The following is a 17595-nucleotide window of genomic DNA, read 5'->3' as shown; positions in this document are numbered from 1 at the left end:
CATGGGAAACGGGTCTACACAAAAAGGTGACGTGCTCGTTAAGGTCGAAGGCCTTTCGAAGGTCTTCAAAACCAACGACGGACGCACGATCAATGCGCTGACAGATGTGAACACAAGCGTGGATCGTGGTGAGGTTGTCGCCATTATCGGGCCCAGCGGCTCAGGCAAAAGCACGCTGCTTCGGACCTTCAACGGGCTCGAGACGATCACGAAGGGTCACATCTATATCGACGGGATCGACCTTGCGGACAAAAAGACAGACATGAACGCGTTGCGCGCTGATGTCGGCATGGTCTTTCAGCACTTCAATCTGTTCCAACATAAGACGTCGCTGGAAAACATTACGCTGCCACAGACGCTGGTACGCAAACGGACTGGCGCCGAAGCGGACCAAATCGCAATGGATCTCTTGCGTCAGCTGGGGCTCGATCATCTGGCCAACAACTATCCGTCACAGATCTCTGGCGGTCAGCAACAACGGATCGCGATCGCGCGCGCCCTCGCAATGCAGCCAAAGCTCATGCTGTTCGACGAAGCGACATCTGCTCTGGACCCTGAAATGGTGGGCGAAGTGCTTGATCTGATGAAAGGTCTCGCGACCGACGGCATGACGATGTGCATCGTAACACACGAGATGAATTTTGCCCGCGAGGTATGCGACCGGGTGATCTTTATGGATGCCGGTGAGCTGGTCGAAACCGGCAAGCCCGCAGAATTTTTCCAAAAACCAGCCACGGACCGCGCCAAGCAGTTCCTGGACAAAGTTCTCTAACGACCATCAACCAAGGGAGGAAACCCAAATGAATTTCTTTAAAACCCTCGTAGCAGGGGCCGCGATCTTCGTCGCTTCCAATGCTACATCTGTCACGCCTGCGAGCGCCGACGCTATCAGCGATATTGTGAACAACGGGACGCTGAATGTCGCCGTTCAGACCCAAGGACCGCCCTTCAGCTTTGTTGACAAACACGGTGAGCGCACTGGCTTTGCCGTCGAAATCGTCAAACTGATCGCGCAAGACATGGACGTTGATATCGAATTTCACGACTATGAATGGAAGGGCCTGATCCCGTCGCTGCTGGCGGAAAAAGTCGACTTCATCGCGGCTGACATGACCCCTACTCCACAGCGTGCGCTTCAGTTGGTGTTCACTGAACCCTTCTACTACAGCGATGTTGTGGCTTATGTCGGTGGCGGTTCTGATGCTGCAAAGTGGCAGGATCTGAACGTCGAGGGCGTCAAGATCGGCGTGCCTCAGGCCAGCTCGCACGTTAAATTTGTGCGCGACAACTTGCCAAATGCAACCGTTGTTGAACTTTCCGGAGGTAGCCCGGCTGTGGCACAGGCCCTGTCCGTGGGTCGCGTCGATGCCGGTGTGACTTCGCGCGAAATCGCGACGCAGTTCACGACCGAGTTCGAAGGCGTCCGTATTACCGATGGCACCATCGTGCAGTCGCCTCTTAGCTTTCCTGTTCGCCCAACGGATACCCATCTTGAATCCTGGCTGAACAACTGGTTCCGCATCAAAAAGGCAGACCGCACAATCGAGCGGATGCTGGACTATTGGGTGCACACCAAAGCGTGGGAAGCCGACCACAAGTAAGCAATCATTGGCCACGCGCTCAACGTATCGCGCGTGGCCAGTTCACTAAGGGAGGTGTGCAATGGAACTCATAGATTTTTATAATTACCGGATCGTCTTAAGATACCTGCCCGAATTCGCCTGGGGGCTATGGGCGACGCTTTGGATTTCTTTCGTCTGCCTCATCGGTGCGCTGGTTCTTGGGACGCTTGTCACGGTCGCGCGTCGGTCGCAAAAGCGTTGGATTTCAGCCCCTGTAACCGCCTATGTCGAAGCCATCCGCAGCACACCATTGTTGGTTCAACTCTATATAGTCTACTACGGGCTGTCACAAATCCCGGTTCTGAATGTCCCCCTTCCGGCCCTTGCCTGCGGTATTTTTGCCCTGACAATCCACACAGCCGCCTACATGAGCGAGATCATTCGTGGCGGGATCGAAGCGGTGGACCGTGGTCAATTCGAAGGTGCCAAGGCCGTGGGAATGAGCGAGCGGCAGACGATGATCAACATCATCTACCCGCAGGCTTTCGCCAAAATCATCCCATCGCTTCTGGGACAGGCAGCTGTTTTGGTGAAGGACAGTTCCATCCTTAGCTTCATCGCCGTCTTTGAACTGCTTGGTGCCGGACTGATTATCCTGTCCGACCGGGTCATGCCAACCGAAGCTTTCATGACAGCCGCCTTTGGATATCTGCTGATTTATCTGATGATGCTGGTGGCCTCGAATAAAATTCAAAAGAAGCTCTCAGGCAATGCCTGGAACAGCCGATAGGAGGTCACGATGCTTGAACTCACGCTCCAAACCATGCCCTTTTTGCTTGAAGGGTTCTTGAACACTATCCTGATTTCGCTGGTTGCAATCGCGCTCGGGAGTTTCGTCGGTCTTGTTCTTGGACTTGGCCGAACAGTAGGGCCCAAGGCAGTCTATAACCTGATTGGGCTTTACGTTCACCTTGTCCGGGCGACCCCGTTTCTGGTGCAGATTTATATCGTTTACTACGTGCTGCCGACGACGAAGCTGTCGATTTTTGACTTTTCGAATTTCACCGCTGCTGTGATCGCGCTGACGATCTATACCTCATCTTACACGGCCGAGATTGTACGCGGTTCGCTTGAAGCCGTGCCGAAAGGGCAATGGGAAGCTGCATCAGCAGTTGGCATGAATATGCGCCAGCGCTTGCTGAATGTGATCCTTCCCCAGGCCTGGAAACTCACCTTGCCGCCACTTGCAGGGGTCTATGTTCTGGTCATCAAGGGCACGTCGATCCTGACAGTTATCGGTGTGGTGGAACTCATGCGTCAGGGCGAGGATGCCATCCACCGTCATCCGGCTCATATCATGTGGATCCTGTTCCTCGTGGCGAGCCTGTATTTTATCTACTGCTTCCCAATCCTGCGCGGCATCAAATACATGGAGAACCGGATCGCCGCCAAAGGTGCCCGAAGCGTTGCCGGAGACGCTCAGTGGTAAGCCAACCAGCCACATGATTTTGGCACAGCTGCATCCAGGATGTGGCTGCGCCAGCAAGGAACCTCCCTGTGAGGCAGAATACTGGCAGCCTATCGAGCGGGCAGACCATTCAATTACAGGATCTAAAAGCCATGACAAAAACAGCAAATCAAACCCTGCTCATCGGTGGCGGCAACATGGGGCGGGCTATTCTCTGGGGGTACAAAACCAACGGTGGCGAAATGTCGAATATTTCGATCATCGATCCCTTTATGGACGCGCAGGACGCCACTGACCTCGGGATCGGCGCGCTTTATCGGGCATATGACGACATTCCCGGCGACCTGAAATTCGCAACATGTGTTCTGGCCACCAAGCCACAGGTGTTCGAGGACGCCAGCCGCCCGGTGTCGAACGTGCTCAGCGATGATGCGCTGATCGTTTCCATTATGGCTGGTGTGACCAGTGCGAGGATCATTCAGACCATTGGCAGGCCGGTGCCAGTGGTGCGCTGCATGCCAAATATGGCTGCTTCGGTTCAGAAATCAGTCAATGTGGCTTTTGCGACGGATGCCTCTCGAAAAGACCAGTTCGAAGCGCTCTTTTCTGGGTCCGGCCCGGTCAGCTGGGTCGATGATGAGGATGACATTCACGCAACCACAGCCGTTTCGGGAAGCGGCCCGGCATATTTCTTTGCTTTTGTCGAAGCCATGGGAAAGGCCGGGGAACTCGCAGGGCTGGACCGTCAATTCGCACAGGATCTGGCCATTGATACGCTGATCGGCGCCGCCGAACTTCTCAAACAGGACCGCGCGCCAGCTAAACTGCGCGAGAGCGTCACGTCAAAGGGTGGCACAACGGCTGCAGCGTTAGAGCAGTTTGCCATGCACAACAATCTGAATGCGATTGTGATGGATGCCGTTATGGCTGCACAAAGCAGATCCAAAGAGCTTTGAAGCAACAGCGCTTTGATGTTTCTGCACGCCCGCCTGATGCTTTTGCGAGGTAATGTCATATGCAGGATACGCTGACGATCCTTGAGCGGCTTTGTGCATTCGACACGACCAGCCACAAATCCAATCAGGATTGCGTTGAGTATTGTCGCCATCTGCTTGTATCCGCCGGATTCGACATCACTGTTCTGCCCAATGCTGACGGTACAAAGGCGAACTTGCATGCCGTGGCGGGTCATAAGGACGGTCCTGCTCTGGTCCTGGCCGGGCATACGGATGTTGTCCCTGTTGACGGTCAGAACTGGTCAACCGATCCGTTTAAGCTGACGCAGAGGGATGGCAACCTCTTCGCGCGCGGCACAACGGATATGAAAGGTTTTGTCGCGGTCGCCCTGTCCGTTGCGACCAATTTGAATCTGGACGCGCTGGGGCTCTCGCTGCATCTTGTTCTGACCCATGATGAAGAAACCGGATGTTTCGGCGCGCGGGATATCTCCGATTATCTGCGATCGGTCATCCCCGCAGAAAGCTTTTGCATGGTTGGGGAACCCACAGATCTTCGGCCTGTCGTGGCGCATAAGGGCATCATCGGCCTGCGAGCAACAGTGAATGGGTCTGAAGGTCACGCCGCGACGATCGCGACCAAGACCAATGCCATCCATTATGCGTCTGATTTGGTGCAATACCTCATGCAACAGGAGCAAGTCTATGCAGCGAAGCCAGCGCAGGACGGCTATGATACCCCGTACTCGACAATCCAGGTTGGACTGATCCGTGGCGGTCAGGCCAGGAATATGATTGCAAAGCAATGCACGCTGGAATTTGAGTTTCGCCATTTACCCGACAACCCGAGCAAATCATTCATGACCAACCTGGAGACGTTTTTGTCCACTGACCTCAGGCCAGGGTTGAACAGAAATGATGATGAGGCATCGATCCAGATTGAAATATTGTCCCACGTGCCTGCATTCAAAGCACGAGAACCAAGCGGTTTTCTTCCCGTACTCCAGGCCGATCCGAGGGCGGCAAAAGTCAAGTTTTGGGATGGGGTGACCGAGGCGGGGTACTATCAGAATGCGGGACTGGATACCGTCGTTTGTGGGCCCGGATCTATTTCTCAGGCCCATCAGCCGGATGAATATGTGTCAGAAAAAGACTTGCATGAATGTGAAGATTTCCTGCATCGGCTAATCTCAAGGTTGGGTGCGACTTAAAGAACCCTTCGGCAATCAGCCAAAAACGATGCAGCCCCTTGGAATGTTCCCAGCTTCGATGGGCAGAACAAGCGCGCAAAACCGCGCGCTTGTTCCTGCTGACTTTCAGGTACATCTAGTTGACGATGATCGTAATCACCTCCGAAACAACCGGCTTGTCATGGGGCACATGGCTCCAGTCTCCCAGTACCATCTGAAGCGTGTGCTTCCCGGCAGGCAGATCAAGCGTTGCTTCTGTTTGCCCTTTGCCGAAATGGACATGGTTCTCATCCGCAGGCAGAGCATATTCAAACTCATCTGTGCCGTCTTCGCCTTCACCCAGAGGCGGGCGATTGATTAGGAGATGGTGGTGCCCAGTGAATTCCGCTTCTGTACCTGCCGGAGCAATACCCATGCCATTCAAACCGAACTGGACTTTAACAGTTGCCGAAACGGTTGCACCGTCGGTCAGATTGATAAAGTAGACCTCCGCACCGTCAGCACTTGGGGTTTCACCGGCGAAAACGGCTGTGCCGGCTAGGAACGCGCCGATGGCGGCGAGTTTGATGGTCTTCATGGGTGTTCTCCTTTTGAGGTTACGAATGGATGCACGACGTCTCCGTTCTTTTTGACGCCGATGATGGTTAAACGGCTCAGGGTGCGGATTTATTCAGGTCGTGCGTCAAAACGCCTGCCCGGGGTCGCATTATTCGTTTCGCCTGGCGACGGACACCGCATAGGCAGGGCTGCGCAACCCAAATACATTGTCTTGAGGGGCTGTGACTTCTGCGGGCATGCGCGCGGGATCATAGACCCGTTTCTGGCCTGCCTCGTTTTCGTCTATTTGGGTGATTTCGATTGTACCCAGCGTGACTTCCTGATGTTCGCCATCCCAGGGTGTGGTCGGATCATCAAGCACATCACCACTGTTTGCCAACACCAGCTTCATGGTCCAGCGCGCAGGGCCACCATCAAGTTTGTCCAACAAGGTGTCAAACAGGAAGTCATCCGAATATGTTGATTTCTCATCCTCCGTCAGACCAATGCGACCAGCTTCCGGTTCTAGAAAAATGCGCGCTGACAGCGGGCCGTCAGGGCCTGCGAATCCATAGGCATGTCCGGAATGGTAATTCTCATTCGAGTAACACCGGCATGGGGCGGTCGCCTTGAGGTATTCCTGATGCGGGACCGTGTTTGGATTGGCCGCGTTGAAGGCCTTGACCTTCTCAGGGTTTGGCCCGCCAATTTCCGGGTCAGGCTTCCGGGCCGCGAGGAAGTCTACAAACTGCTCCGCCGAATTGGCAAAGAACACCGGGGCCGAGATCAGCGCCATCGTCCAACCATCGCTCTTGTCACCGATCGCAATCCCGATACCGCGGACCGACGGGCTTTTGTCGCTCATGTTGGGCTTGCCCCCGCCAACGGAGAACCGGGCGGAAATCGGCTGTTCGCTCCGCAAGAGCGGAATGTCGACAGAAGGTGCGTTTACTGTCGGAATGAAACGGCCCGTAACAGCAAGCCCCTTTGCATGCGACGCGCGAAAGCCTTTGTGGCGCCCAAAGGTGCCGTTAAGGGCATCAATCAATTTGGCTAGTTGTGTCATGCTTCTTCTCCATTTGCAGCAACTGTATGATTGTGAATTGCCTTCGGCCCGCGCATCGGAGTTTTGGGAGCCAGCGCGCAATGCGACCAGATATGATGCAGAGCCATGCAAAGGGCATCAATGTCTTCAATAGAATGATGCGGACCCGGTGTGATCCGCAATCGTTCCGTTCCCTCCGGCACCGTCGGGTAGTTGATCGGCTGGACATAGATGCCATAGTCATCAAGCAGCATATCCGAGATCAATTTGCATTTGTGCGACTCTCCGACGATCACGGGAATAATGTGACTGTCATTGTCCAGGTGCGGAATTCCCATCGCATCAAGCCGGGCACGTAGCGCGCGCACGGCGCGCCGTTGCCCAGCCCGTTCAGAATTGCTGTGCTTGAGATGTTTGATCGAGGCGCAGGCACCCGCAGCAATGGCGGGTGGTATTGCGGTAGAAAAGATAAACCCCGACGCAAAGGACCGGATAAAGTCGATCACGCTGGTCGATCCGGCGATATAGCCCCCCATGACGCCGAAGGCCTTGCCCAGCGTGCCTTGAATGATATCCACCCGCTGCATCAACCCGCGTGCCTCGGCAATGCCGCCGCCACGGCGGCCATAAAGACCAACGGCGTGGACTTCATCCAGATAGGAAATCGCGCCGTGTTTTTCACAAACATCAAGGATTTCTTCCAAGGGGCAGATATCACCATCCATGGAATAGACCGATTCAAAGGCCACCAGTTTGACGGCATCCGCGTCGGCCTCTGACAAAAGCTGGTCAAGATGGGCGACATCATTGTGCCGCCAGATTTTGCGAGGGGCCTTGGAATGGCGCATCCCTTCGATCATCGAGGCGTGGTTCAGCGCATCCGAGAAAACGATGCAATTGGGCAGCCGCGCGGCGAGCGTGCCAAGCGAGGCCCAATTGGCCACGTAACCGGAAGTCATCACCAAAGCGGCGGGCTTTTGATGCAGATCGGCCAATTCGCGTTCCAGCAACACATGGTGATGCGTGGTGCCGGAAATGTTGCGCGTGCCGCCAGCCCCTGCGCCATATTCGGCCAAGGCGTTCATCATCGCCTCAAGTGTTTTGGGGTGTTGGCCCATCGCCAGATAGTCGTTTGAGCACCAAACCTTGACCTGCTCAGAGCGCCCATCGGGGACATAGCGCGTGGCATTTGGGAAGGATCCGGCGTGGCGTTCCAATTCGGCAAATTCGCGGTAGTTGCCCTCGTGGCGCAAGGTGTCAAGCTGGGCTTCTGCCAGATGGTCTAGGTCCTTGTTCATCCTTCAGTTCCTTCCTGCGAGGGCGGTTGGGGGCGACAGCCGGATCTCAAAACTGATCCGGCTGCCGTGAGAGGTGGTGGCGTTATTCTTTTTCACCCAGACGTACGCCCACACCGTGTGCATAGATTTGCGAGCGGGCCTCAAGGATCGGATCGTCAGACACTTCAAATCCATCGCTCAGGACGGTGGGGTCATAGTTGACTTGGTCGCAGTTGCCCTCGGCCTCGGTGGCGGTTGAGGTCACTGTCAGACGTGCGGCGGTGATTTCCTTATGATCGCCTTCCCAGCGGATAGCGGCATTGTTTGGATCATCATCCGCATTCGCGATGGCAACAACCATGTCCCAGGACACGGGCCCCGTCGCCAGATTGGCGTTCATGTTATCCATGAAGAAATTCGGGTTGTGCTCGGCCACAAGACCCTGTTCACCAGAAGGCACCATGGACCAGCGGATCGCCGTGCGCTCGCCCGCGTCATTCACCAGATAAAAGGCGTTCACACTGTTGAAGGTTGTGCCTTCGTAGGGGCGCAGATCCTTGGCGCGCACCTTTTTGTGATAGTGCAGATAGGTCGCCAATTCAGGACGCTCTGCCGCCAGTGCTTTCACTGCTTCACCGCCCAGCCCCTTGGCGCGCACAACGTCGATGAAATCAGCAGGGTTAGACGCAGGAAAGAAGTACTCAGTGTTTACGTTGATGATGTGGTAATCATCATCCGGCGTGGTCAATTCGAACGCGAGGCCCAGATCACCAAACTTGTCATCGGGGGCCGTGTTGCTGCCGCCTTTGTGAGAGACCCGTCCGTTGACCGCAGAGGTCTGAGTGAAAATCGGGCTGTTGGTGTAATTCAGGATCGCCGCATCAACCGGGGCGAATTCGCCGACGATGCAAAACCCTTTGGTGTGATTGCGGCGTTTGCCTTCGGTCACGCCAAACGTGCCTTCGAATACTTTATAATCCTGTTCAGCGGTGTCGTATCCGCCATCCTGCGCGACCGCACTCAACGGCAGAGCCAGAATGCACATAGCGAGTGTACTTGTTTTCAACATCATTTAATCCTTGGGTTAGTGATCTAACAATCATATCTCTAACTGTTTGCATTTTGACTATCAAGCGCTATATTCCAAACAACCAAAATTGACTCATACCCGAAGGAAAACACCGTTTTGCCAGACGCTTGCGCCCACTCAATCCCCGCCGACCTGACACTTGGGCAACAACTCTGTTTTGCAGTGCATGCCGCCTCGAACAGAATCAGTGACCATTACCGCCCGCTGCTCGCCGCCCATGACCTGACCTATGCGCAATATACCGCGCTGATGGCGCTGGCCGAGGAGGATGGCGTGTCCATCACCCATCTTGCCGGGCGCTTACGCGTGGCAAAGGCGTCGATGACGCCGCTGTTGCGCAGGCTTGAAGAAAAGAACCTGATCACCCGAAGTATGGAAGACGACAATGAACGCCAGAAATCAGTCAGGATTACGGATCAGGGGCGCGCGTTGCTGGGCACCAGCTGCCATGCGACGGAGATGGTTTTTCAACAAACCGGGCTGACACAGCAACAGGCAGATGATCTCATCGCGCTGTGCAAACTCGTATCCGGTGATCAGTGATTTGATGTGTCCGGGGGCTTGCGTTTGGTAAGCGGCTTGTCCTCGGCATCCAGCATTCGGGCGCTGTCGCCTTCAACATCGTCATACTGGCCTGTGCGCACCGTCCAGATGAACGCGGCCAGCGCGCAGACCGCCAACACCAATGAAATTGGGATCAAGTACAGGGCGGCGTTCATTCGATCTGCCGCAAGCGCAGCCCGTTGGCCAGAACAACCAGCGAGGAGGAGGACATCAGCAACGCCGCAAGCGCAGGCGTCAGGAAACCCGCCAAAGCCAGCGGCACAGACAAGACATTGTAGGCCGTTGAAAACGCGAGATTTTGCGCAATTAGTCGTCTCGCCGCGCGGGACAAGTCAATCGCCTTTGGGATCAACGAAAGCTGAGGGCGGGTTAGCACTACATCAGCCGCGGCTTGGGCGATATCCGTTGCCCCCGCGAAGCTGACCGAAACATGTGCGCCGCTAAGCGCGGCACTGTCATTGATCCCATCACCAATCATTAACACATGTTGGCCCTTTGCCTGCATCGCTGCCACCTGATCAAGTTTCTGCGCGGGGTTCTGCCTGGCGCACCAATGAGTAACGCCGTTACGTTCGGCAAAACGCGCCACGGCCTCTGGCACATCACCGGAATGGAGGGACACGTCCAACCCCATCTCAACTGTGCGCGTCAGAAAGGGCTCCAGATCAGGTCTGGCGGCTTCATCAAAGGCAATCTGGGTGATCTGCCCATTCGGGTCCCGGTAGAAAAGCATGGTCTGCGTATGCGCCCTACCCTTCAGGCCAACAAATTCCGCATTGCCCAAACGCGCGCCATTTGGGGCAGAAATTCCCTGTCCGGGATGTTCTTTTGCACCACTCATTGGGGAAGTTTGATCCACGGCCGCCAGCGCCATCGCAAGGGGGTGTCTGCTGCTTGCCGCAAGGCTTTGGGCCGCTGACAAGACCTGCGGGTCGATCATCGCATCCGGGACCAGCACAGGCAAAGAGGCCGTGCCCGTCTTGTCCAAAAAGATCTGATCCACCTCGCTCAGCTGTTCCAGCGCGCGCCCAGATTTCACGACGATCCCCGCCTTCAGGGCCAGATTAACCGCCCGCGCCGTCACCGCCGGGGTGGCAAGCCCCGCCGCGCAGGGGCAGGTGACGATCAGAACCGCAATAGCGATTTTCAAAGCCTCCGACAGTGGCGCCCCGAGTACAAAGTACCACAGCAGAAACCCAAACGCCCCGCCGATCAGAACCAGAGGAATGTAGCCTTGCGCAAAGCGGTCCGACAGCAATTGCAACCTGCCCTTGTGGCTTGCCGCCTGATCAGCAAGATCGGCAAGCTGGCCAAGTTGCGAGGCCGCGCCCACATGGCTGACCTTCAGTTCAACCGGCCCAACGGTCACAATCGCCCCTGCGGCCACCGGTGATTCGCGCAGCGCTGGCCGTGGTAGCGTTTCACCCGTCAGCGCGCTCTCGTCAAATTCACCACGCGCTGACAGCAATACGCCGTCAGCAGGCACGCGCGCGCCACTTTGCACCAGAATCCGGTCTCCGACCACCAGATCCGAGGCTGGGATTGGAACAACTTCCCCGTTTGGTGCAATCCTATGGGCAGTCAGGTCCAGCAATTTGCGCAGGTTATCGGCGGCATTTTCTGTACGGCGGCGCATAGCCTGTTCCAGCACCCGCCCAATAAGCAGGAAAAAGATCAGCGAGACGACAGCATCGAAATAGACATCCTCGGACCCACGTATGGTTTCGTACAGCGAACCGGCAAAGGTGATCCAGATCGCCAGTGTGATTGGTGTGTCCATAGTCATGCGCCCGTGGCGCATAGCGCGCAAGGCCGGCCCATGAAACACCGCCCCGGAATAGAGCATCACCGGCACCGCCAGCCCCGCAGACAGCCAATGCATGAACTGCATAGAGCCCGGACCCATATCCGTGGCCTGACCAAACCAAGAAGACAACGAAAACGCCATGATGTTCATGGTGCCAAAGGCCGCGACGCCAAGACGCGGCAACAGCGACGGCTCTTTTTGGGCGGACTGGTCCACCTGAATCTGCGTCGCGTCGTAGCCCAGATCGCGGATGTCCTGAATCAAACTGGCGATCGATTGACTCCCATCCTCCCAGACAAGGCGCATACGTTTTTGCGTGGCATTGCCGCGCGCAATTTCGACACCAGGCAGTTGTTCAAGATGGCGTTCAATCTTGAGCACACAGGCCGCGCACCGCACGCCGTGAAGCACAAGCGTATCATCCACCATGCTCATTTGGCCGCTCCTGTGGTGTCTGTCTCCAACACCTGCCCCTCATAGGCTGCCATGGCCAGTTGAATGTGACGGTACTTGATTACGCCGTAGCCCAACAGAAGGCCGAGTATCAGCACGTAGAAGATCTTCTGGCTCTTGCGCTCTCGGTCAGTCTCCGTTGCCATCTTGACCTGCCCACAAGAGGTAGAGCGTCAACTGCCGAATTTCTGACGCGCTCAGACGGTCCGACCAATGCGGCATCACTCCGGCGCGCCCGTACTTCAGTGTTTCGGCAAGGCTTTCGCGGGTACCGCCATAAATCCACGCGCCGTCAATCAAGCTGGGTGCGCCGTTTTCAAGCTCCCCGATGCCACCTTCATTGTGACAGCTTTCGCAGTTGTCGACAAAAACCGTCTCTCCGGCTTGGGCCTTCGCCGCGTCATGTTCCTGTCCGGAGATCTGCAACACGTACTCGATGACATCTTTTATCTCAGGTTGCTCCAGCATCTCATTGAGCCCAAACGCAGGCATCTCGGCATAGCGGGTATCATCATGGCTGCTGTTAATACCGACCTGAAGTGTATATTCGATCTCTTCTGGAGTGCCTGACCAGAGCCAATGATCATCGGTCAGGTTTGGGAAATTGATCTGCCCAACCGCGTCGCGCCCATGGCATGCCGCGCAATTGTCGCGAAACAAGACCGAGATTGCAGGTTCATAGGTCTCGCGAAGGTTAGGCATTTCGGCCAGCTCAGCCACATCCATTGTTTCAAAAGGCGCAAAGGTCTCGGCGCGTTGCGCGCGCCCGGCCTCGACCTGCTCTGTTACTGCGATGCGAGAGGAATAGCCCAGAATGCCGCCAGTATAGTGCGTCACATAAGGCCATGCGGGGTAGAGCAGCCACAACAACACAGCCACAGCAATCGACAGCCAAAGCCAAATGCTGAATGCCTTCGGCATTGGTGTGTTCAGCTCTTTGATGCCGTTCCATTCGTGGCCGGTTGTGTGCTGGCCGCTGGTTTCATCCAATTCCGGTTTCATTGCCGGATCTCCTCATCACCCAAAGGGCTTTGTTCAGCCTTGTCATAAATCGATTTTCTGCTTGGCCAATAGGTCCAGATCAGTGCTAGAACAAAGACAACAAAAAGATAGATGGCCCCCCAGGTTTTGGAGAAGACCAAGACAGCATCATGGGTTTCCGGGGTCATCGCGCGATCTCCTCGGTTTTGATCTGATCAAAGTCGACCAATGTCCCAAGCATCTGCAGATAGGCGACCAGTGCGTCCATTTCTGTCAGCCTGTCTGGCTGCCCGTCGAAGTCACGGACCTGCACATTCTCGCCGTAGCTTTCGCGCAGCTCATCCTCAAAGTCCACATCAACATCCGCCTGGGCGGCTGCGTCCCTTACAGCCGCTTCGATCTGCGCGTCGGTATAGGGCACGCCGGCCCGTTGTAGCGCGCGCAAGGATGCCGGAAGCGGTTTGGTGTCAAGCGGTGTCTCCGAAAGGAAAGGATAGCCCGGCATCACCGAACCCTGGACGAATTCGCGGGGGGCTTTCAGATGCGCCACATGCCAGGCGTCTGAATACTTCTGACCAATACGCGCAAGGTCAGGTCCGGTACGTTTGGAGCCCCATTGGTGCGGGTGATCATACATCGATTCCGCGGCCAGCGAATAGTGCCCATAGCGATCCACATCTGACTTTAGCGTGCGGATCATCTGACTATGACAGGCATAGCACCCTTCGCGCACATAGATGTCCCGCCCGGCCAGTTCCAGCGGCGAATAAGGGCGCATGCCCGGGGCTTCTTCGACCGTGTTCTCAATCGTGAACAGCGGGGCGATTTCAAAAATACCGCCAAGCGAGGCCACGAACAGGATCATCATTGCAAATGCGATCCCGTTGCGTTCGAGTTTTGCGTGTTTACCGTCCATGCCAGTTACTCCGCCGGTTGCGCCAGGGGGCGCGCATCTGTGTCTTTGGCCTCAACCCGGGGGCCATTCACGGTCATATAGATATTATAGGCCCCGATCAGTGCACCCAGCAGGTACAGGAACCCGCCAATCGCGCGCGCCGTGTAATAGGGCCTCATCGCATCGACCGTATCAATGAAGGCATAGGTGAAGGCGCCCGAAGGCTCATAGGTCTGCCACATCAGCGATTGGGTGATGCCGCTGTTCCACATCGCGCCGACGTAAATCAGCGTGCCTGACAGGGCGAGCCAGAAGTGCCAGGCCTCAAGGCGCAGGGAATAGGTGCCTTCGCGTTTCCAGATCCAGGGCACCATCTTGTACATCGCACCGAAAGTGATGAACGCCACCCAGCCCAAGGCCCCCGCATGCACATGGCCCACCGTCCAGTCGGTATAGTGGCTCAACGTATTGACCGGGCGAATGGCGAGGAATGATCCCTCGAACGTTGCCACACCGTAAAACAGCACGGCCACCATCATGAAACGGATCGCAGGGTCCGTGCGCACCTTGTCCCAGGCTCCGTTCAGCGTCAGCAGACCGTTGAACACCGACCCCCAGCTGGGCACCAGCAGGATGATCGACATCGTCATGCCCAGATACTGGACCCAATCGGGCAAGGCCGTGTAATGCAGATGATGCGACCCGGCCCACAGATAAAGGAAAGTAATGCCCCAGAACCCAAGGATCGACATCCGGTAGCTGTAAATCGGCCGCCCCGCCGCCTTGGGCAGGAAATAATACATCATGCCAAGGAATCCGGCAGTCAGCAGGAAACCCACCGCATTATGGCCATACCACCACTGGGTCATGGCATCCTGCACACCGGCAAACAGCGGATAGCTTTTGGGATAGGCAATCGACACCGGCACAGCCAGGTTATTGACCACATGCAGCATCGCGATCACCACGATGAAGCCCAGGTAATACCAGTTCGCCACATAGATATGCGGCTCTGCCCGGCGCGCCAGTGTCGCCATGTAAAGCCACAGATATGTCACCCAGGTGAACAGCAGGATCAGGTCGGCGTACCACTCAGGCTCTGCATATTCTTTCGACTGCGTGATCCCCATCGGATAGCCGGTGACTGCCAAAAAGACGAAGAGGTTATAGCCGGCAAACACCAGCCAGGGCGCTGTTTCCGAGGCCAGCCGGGCCCGCGAAGTCCGCTGTACCACATAAAACGAGGTTGCGATCAGCGCGTTACCACCAAAGCCAAAGATTACCGCCGTGGTGTGGACCGGGCGGATGCGGCCAAAGTTGCTCCACCACATGTCGCCATTCAGGGCGGGCACCGCCAGTTGCCAGGCGATGATGTCACCCACTGTGAAGCCGATAACACCCCATACAAAGCAAGCGAGCACCCCCCATTTTATCACGTTGTCTTTATATTCCAGCGGGATGACTGGTGCGGGGTCGGACAGGTGGTTGACCAGATACATCGCCCCCCAGGCCGAAAATCCCGCGATGACCCACCCATGCAATATATACCCCGTTCCGCGTCCAAAACCGAGGATGGCGATACCCAGCACCATAACAATCAGGGTAACGAGCAGGGAGAGGACCAATTCGAACTGACGTATCATTTTGCAACTGCCTTCGCTGGCTCTCGATAGAATTCGACCTGAAACCGGACCTCGCCATCCGGGGCAACATGGTGCGGCTCTTCTGGATAGATTGTGGCAACTTCACCTGCCGGAATCTTCTGGGGCGCGTGCTCATTGCGGGTGTAAATCAGAGCGCCATCACTCACGACGATCAAGCCCCAGACGGACGGTTTGGTGTTATGATCACGTTGGAGCGCCGCAGGAATCGTATCTTGCGTAAAGACCGGTGATTGGGAGTATTTTTCGACTGTTTCAGGAAGATCACGCGTCATTTTCAGACCCCTCAAATAGATCACAGTAGGCATGCCAGGTGGCATACCCAAGGATTGGGAAAATCGGTATTGCGGCCAAAAGGCCGGTGACGACACAAATCCCAACGAGAACGGTCACAACAACAGCCCAAGTGACCATCAGCCGAAAATTCTGGGTGGTGGCGTTAAAGCTAAGCCCCATGGCAGAGAACCCGTCGATGTCGCGGTTGAGCAACATTGGGAATGAGAAAACTGAAATCGCAAAACCAAGTGCGGCGAACAAGCCGCCAACAAGTGATCCCACAAGGACAAGCGCAATGCCCTCCTTGGTTTCGAGAAGCGTGGAAAGAGATTCCAGAAACCCGGCGAAGGGACGCAATCCGAAGAATACCGCAAAGAGCAGTGTCGCCGCCCGGATCCACAAAAGCGCCAGCGTCATCATCACAATGCTCACCAATGTGATCTGGCCAGGTGCGGCCACACCGCCTCCGCCCTGTCCCTGCGCACGGCGACTGATACGATAAAGACCAACGGCCACCAAGGGTCCCAAAAGCATCGCGCCGGCCGCCGCCGGTAGGATCATCCAGCTAAGCCCTGAAACCTGAAGACCTAGAACCACAGCCCAACCCAGAACCATGAAACCAAGCCCATATGCCAATGACACTGGTAAATGCGCTCTAAAATCTTTCATACCTGCTGCCAGCCAGGATCGCACTACTTGAAGCGGTTGCTCAGAGACGACCCGCGCTTTGCAGTAAAGATGAGATGTATCTGCCAACATCAACGAACGTTCCTTCTCATCGCCCAACCCTCTTCATTCAATACAACTTCTGGTTAAGTAAAACGAGGTGGCAAACCATCATTCTGACGAAACTGCACAAGCCCCATCTGCAAGCTGCGCCCGATGCGATCCGCAAGGGCCGCTATGCTGTTTGCCGCTTCTGGCGCAAGCGTATCGCGCGCCGTTTTTCGGAACAATTCCAGCCAGATGCCGAACTGGTCGGGCACGATGTCCTTGTTTGCCAGATGTTTCAGCATCGGGTTGCCGGAAAAACTACGATCAAGCCCCACCGCATTGCGCCAGAAGGACGCGATCTTGGCCTCATGTGCCTGCCATGCAGCCTCACTTTCCCCAATCGCGGTCATAAACACCGGCCCAAGCTCCGGATCGACCCGGGCACGCGCGTAGAAGGTGGCGACGAGCTCATCAATCTGGTCTTCAGAGATTGGAAATTTTGGACCTACCATGGCCTTTTCCCTTCAACTGGCGCTGCATCCTTCCCGATTCAACGGGCAAGGTGTCGATAGCTCTTATAATAGGTATTGTAAATGCCTATTATAGCGGCTACCACCTCCCCTATGAAAAACGCTTCAGATACAGCTGTGACCAATACATTTATGATACTGTTACTTTGGGCCGGGCTGTCCCTGGGTGGCAACCTGATCGCTGCACCAGCAAAGTTTCAGGTCGAAGTCGTATCGCTTGATGATTTACTGCGGATTGGTCGCGCCCAGTTTGCATGGCTGGGAGTGGCAGAAATACTCTTTGCCATTGTTTTCATAGGAATGTGCCTCATCAAGAAGGCTTACCTGAGTTGGACCTCGATTGCCGCACTTCTGATCCTATTCCTTCAGCAAGTCGGACTTCAACCGTTGCTTCAGGCCCGGACCGATTTGATTCTTGCGGATCAGCCTGCGCCCTCAAGCCATCTACATTTGATTTTCATCGCAACCGAGATCGCCAAATTCTTTTTTTTGGTCTGGGCTGCAATAAGCCTGCTCAGGCTGTCAACCTTGGCGAAAGCGCCATAACGAGGTCACCCGCAGTTACCACGATGTGGGCGATGTGGCGAAA

The 17595-nt window shown here is 55.8% G+C and carries 22 protein-coding genes; 8 read left to right on the top strand and 14 right to left on the bottom strand.

Going from position 1 to position 17595, the window contains the following annotated elements:
* Position 1: 1 nt before the first annotated feature.
* The 6 genes from Q0802_RS18520 to argE all read left to right on the top strand — a co-directional run bounded on the left by Q0802_RS18520 (position 2) and on the right by argE (position 5197).
* Positions 2 to 772: an amino acid ABC transporter ATP-binding protein gene (locus tag Q0802_RS18520; RefSeq protein WP_298921027.1), complete on the top strand. Its 771-nt coding sequence runs from the start codon at positions 2 to 4 to the stop codon at positions 770 to 772.
* A 28-nt stretch (positions 773 to 800) separates the two neighbouring features.
* Positions 801 to 1601: an ABC transporter substrate-binding protein gene (locus Q0802_RS18515; RefSeq protein WP_298921025.1), complete on the top strand. Its 801-nt coding sequence runs from the start codon at positions 801 to 803 to the stop codon at positions 1599 to 1601.
* 61 nt (positions 1602 to 1662) lie between these two features.
* Positions 1663 to 2352, top strand: coding sequence for an amino acid ABC transporter permease (locus tag Q0802_RS18510; protein WP_298921024.1), 690 nt, complete (start codon positions 1663 to 1665; stop codon positions 2350 to 2352).
* Positions 2353 to 2361: 9 nt separating this feature from the next.
* Positions 2362 to 3051: an amino acid ABC transporter permease gene (locus Q0802_RS18505; RefSeq protein ID WP_298921023.1), complete on the top strand. Its 690-nt coding sequence runs from the start codon at positions 2362 to 2364 to the stop codon at positions 3049 to 3051.
* A 131-nt stretch (positions 3052 to 3182) separates the two neighbouring features.
* Positions 3183 to 3986, top strand: a complete 804-nt coding sequence (proC, locus tag Q0802_RS18500; protein ID WP_298921021.1) for a pyrroline-5-carboxylate reductase — start codon at positions 3183 to 3185, stop codon at positions 3984 to 3986.
* A 59-nt stretch (positions 3987 to 4045) separates the two neighbouring features.
* Positions 4046 to 5197 carry an acetylornithine deacetylase gene (gene argE, locus Q0802_RS18495; protein ID WP_298921020.1) on the top strand — a complete coding sequence of 384 codons (1152 nt, stop codon included), beginning with the start codon at positions 4046 to 4048 and terminating at the stop codon, positions 5195 to 5197.
* 115 nt (positions 5198 to 5312) lie between these two features.
* On the opposite strand, the gene Q0802_RS18490 is transcribed toward argE, so the two are convergent.
* The 4 genes from Q0802_RS18490 to Q0802_RS18475 form a co-directional block, all read right to left on the bottom strand.
* On the bottom strand, positions 5313 to 5753 hold the full coding sequence (locus Q0802_RS18490) for a DUF4399 domain-containing protein (protein WP_298921019.1): 441 nt from the start codon (positions 5751 to 5753) through the stop codon (positions 5313 to 5315).
* A gap of 129 nt (positions 5754 to 5882) precedes the next feature.
* Complete coding sequence (locus Q0802_RS18485) at positions 5883 to 6779, bottom strand: catalase (RefSeq protein WP_298921018.1); 897 nt, start codon at positions 6777 to 6779, stop codon at positions 5883 to 5885.
* Positions 6776 to 8056 carry a 5-aminolevulinate synthase gene (gene hemA / locus Q0802_RS18480; RefSeq protein WP_298921017.1) on the bottom strand — a complete coding sequence of 427 codons (1281 nt, stop codon included), beginning with the start codon at positions 8054 to 8056 and terminating at the stop codon, positions 6776 to 6778. The genes Q0802_RS18485 and hemA overlap by 4 nt, the downstream gene beginning before the upstream one ends.
* 82 nt (positions 8057 to 8138) lie before the next feature.
* Positions 8139 to 9104 carry a catalase gene (locus Q0802_RS18475; RefSeq protein ID WP_298921015.1) on the bottom strand — a complete coding sequence of 322 codons (966 nt, stop codon included), beginning with the start codon at positions 9102 to 9104 and terminating at the stop codon, positions 8139 to 8141.
* A gap of 117 nt (positions 9105 to 9221) precedes the next feature.
* Between Q0802_RS18475 and Q0802_RS18470 the strand changes: the two genes are divergently transcribed.
* Positions 9222 to 9668 (top strand): MarR family transcriptional regulator, encoded by a 447-nt coding sequence (locus Q0802_RS18470; RefSeq protein ID WP_298921014.1) that lies wholly within the window; start codon positions 9222 to 9224, stop codon positions 9666 to 9668.
* On the opposite strand, the gene ccoS is transcribed toward Q0802_RS18470, so the two are convergent.
* The 10 genes from ccoS to Q0802_RS18420 form a co-directional block, all read right to left on the bottom strand.
* A complete protein-coding gene (gene ccoS, locus Q0802_RS18465; protein ID WP_298921012.1) occupies positions 9662 to 9844 on the bottom strand; it encodes a cbb3-type cytochrome oxidase assembly protein CcoS in 183 nt (60 codons plus the stop codon). The genes Q0802_RS18470 and ccoS overlap by 7 nt on opposite strands.
* The gene (locus Q0802_RS18460; protein ID WP_298921011.1) at positions 9841 to 11931 is read right to left on the bottom strand and encodes a cation-translocating P-type ATPase; all 2091 of its coding nucleotides are present in this window, start codon (positions 11929 to 11931) and stop codon (positions 9841 to 9843) included. Before Q0802_RS18460 ends, ccoS begins: the two co-directional genes overlap by 4 nt.
* Positions 11928 to 12095 (bottom strand): hypothetical protein, encoded by a 168-nt coding sequence (locus tag Q0802_RS18455; RefSeq protein ID WP_298921010.1) that lies wholly within the window; start codon positions 12093 to 12095, stop codon positions 11928 to 11930. Before Q0802_RS18455 ends, Q0802_RS18460 begins: the two co-directional genes overlap by 4 nt.
* Complete coding sequence (ccoP, locus tag Q0802_RS18450; protein ID WP_298921008.1) at positions 12079 to 12951, bottom strand: cytochrome-c oxidase, cbb3-type subunit III; 873 nt, start codon at positions 12949 to 12951, stop codon at positions 12079 to 12081. The genes Q0802_RS18455 and ccoP overlap by 17 nt, the downstream gene beginning before the upstream one ends.
* Positions 12948 to 13118: a cbb3-type cytochrome c oxidase subunit 3 gene (locus Q0802_RS18445; protein ID WP_298921007.1), complete on the bottom strand. Its 171-nt coding sequence runs from the start codon at positions 13116 to 13118 to the stop codon at positions 12948 to 12950. Before Q0802_RS18445 ends, ccoP begins: the two co-directional genes overlap by 4 nt.
* Entirely contained in the window at positions 13115 to 13846 is a 732-nt protein-coding gene (gene ccoO, locus Q0802_RS18440) for a cytochrome-c oxidase, cbb3-type subunit II (protein WP_298921005.1), read from the bottom strand. Before ccoO ends, Q0802_RS18445 begins: the two co-directional genes overlap by 4 nt.
* 5 nt (positions 13847 to 13851) lie before the next feature.
* Complete coding sequence (ccoN, locus tag Q0802_RS18435; protein ID WP_298921003.1) at positions 13852 to 15468, bottom strand: cytochrome-c oxidase, cbb3-type subunit I; 1617 nt, start codon at positions 15466 to 15468, stop codon at positions 13852 to 13854.
* A complete protein-coding gene (locus tag Q0802_RS18430) occupies positions 15465 to 15761 on the bottom strand; it encodes a DUF1971 domain-containing protein (protein ID WP_298921001.1) in 297 nt (98 codons plus the stop codon). Before Q0802_RS18430 ends, ccoN begins: the two co-directional genes overlap by 4 nt.
* Positions 15751 to 16431 carry a DUF2189 domain-containing protein gene (locus Q0802_RS18425; RefSeq protein WP_298920999.1) on the bottom strand — a complete coding sequence of 227 codons (681 nt, stop codon included), beginning with the start codon at positions 16429 to 16431 and terminating at the stop codon, positions 15751 to 15753. The genes Q0802_RS18430 and Q0802_RS18425 overlap by 11 nt, the downstream gene beginning before the upstream one ends.
* A 143-nt stretch (positions 16432 to 16574) precedes the next feature.
* Positions 16575 to 16988, bottom strand: a complete 414-nt coding sequence (locus tag Q0802_RS18420; RefSeq protein ID WP_298920997.1) for a group III truncated hemoglobin — start codon at positions 16986 to 16988, stop codon at positions 16575 to 16577.
* Between the two features lie 111 nt (positions 16989 to 17099).
* Between Q0802_RS18420 and Q0802_RS18415 the strand changes: the two genes are divergently transcribed.
* Entirely contained in the window at positions 17100 to 17552 is a 453-nt protein-coding gene (locus Q0802_RS18415; RefSeq protein WP_298920995.1) for a hypothetical protein, read from the top strand.
* Positions 17553 to 17595 lie beyond the last annotated feature (43 nt).

The organism is uncultured Roseobacter sp. (assembly GCF_947495275.1).
Lineage (GTDB): Bacteria > Pseudomonadota > Alphaproteobacteria > Rhodobacterales > Rhodobacteraceae > Roseobacter.
The sequence above is the reverse complement of the archived record's forward strand: the minus strand, read 5'-3'. Positions and strand labels throughout refer to the sequence as shown.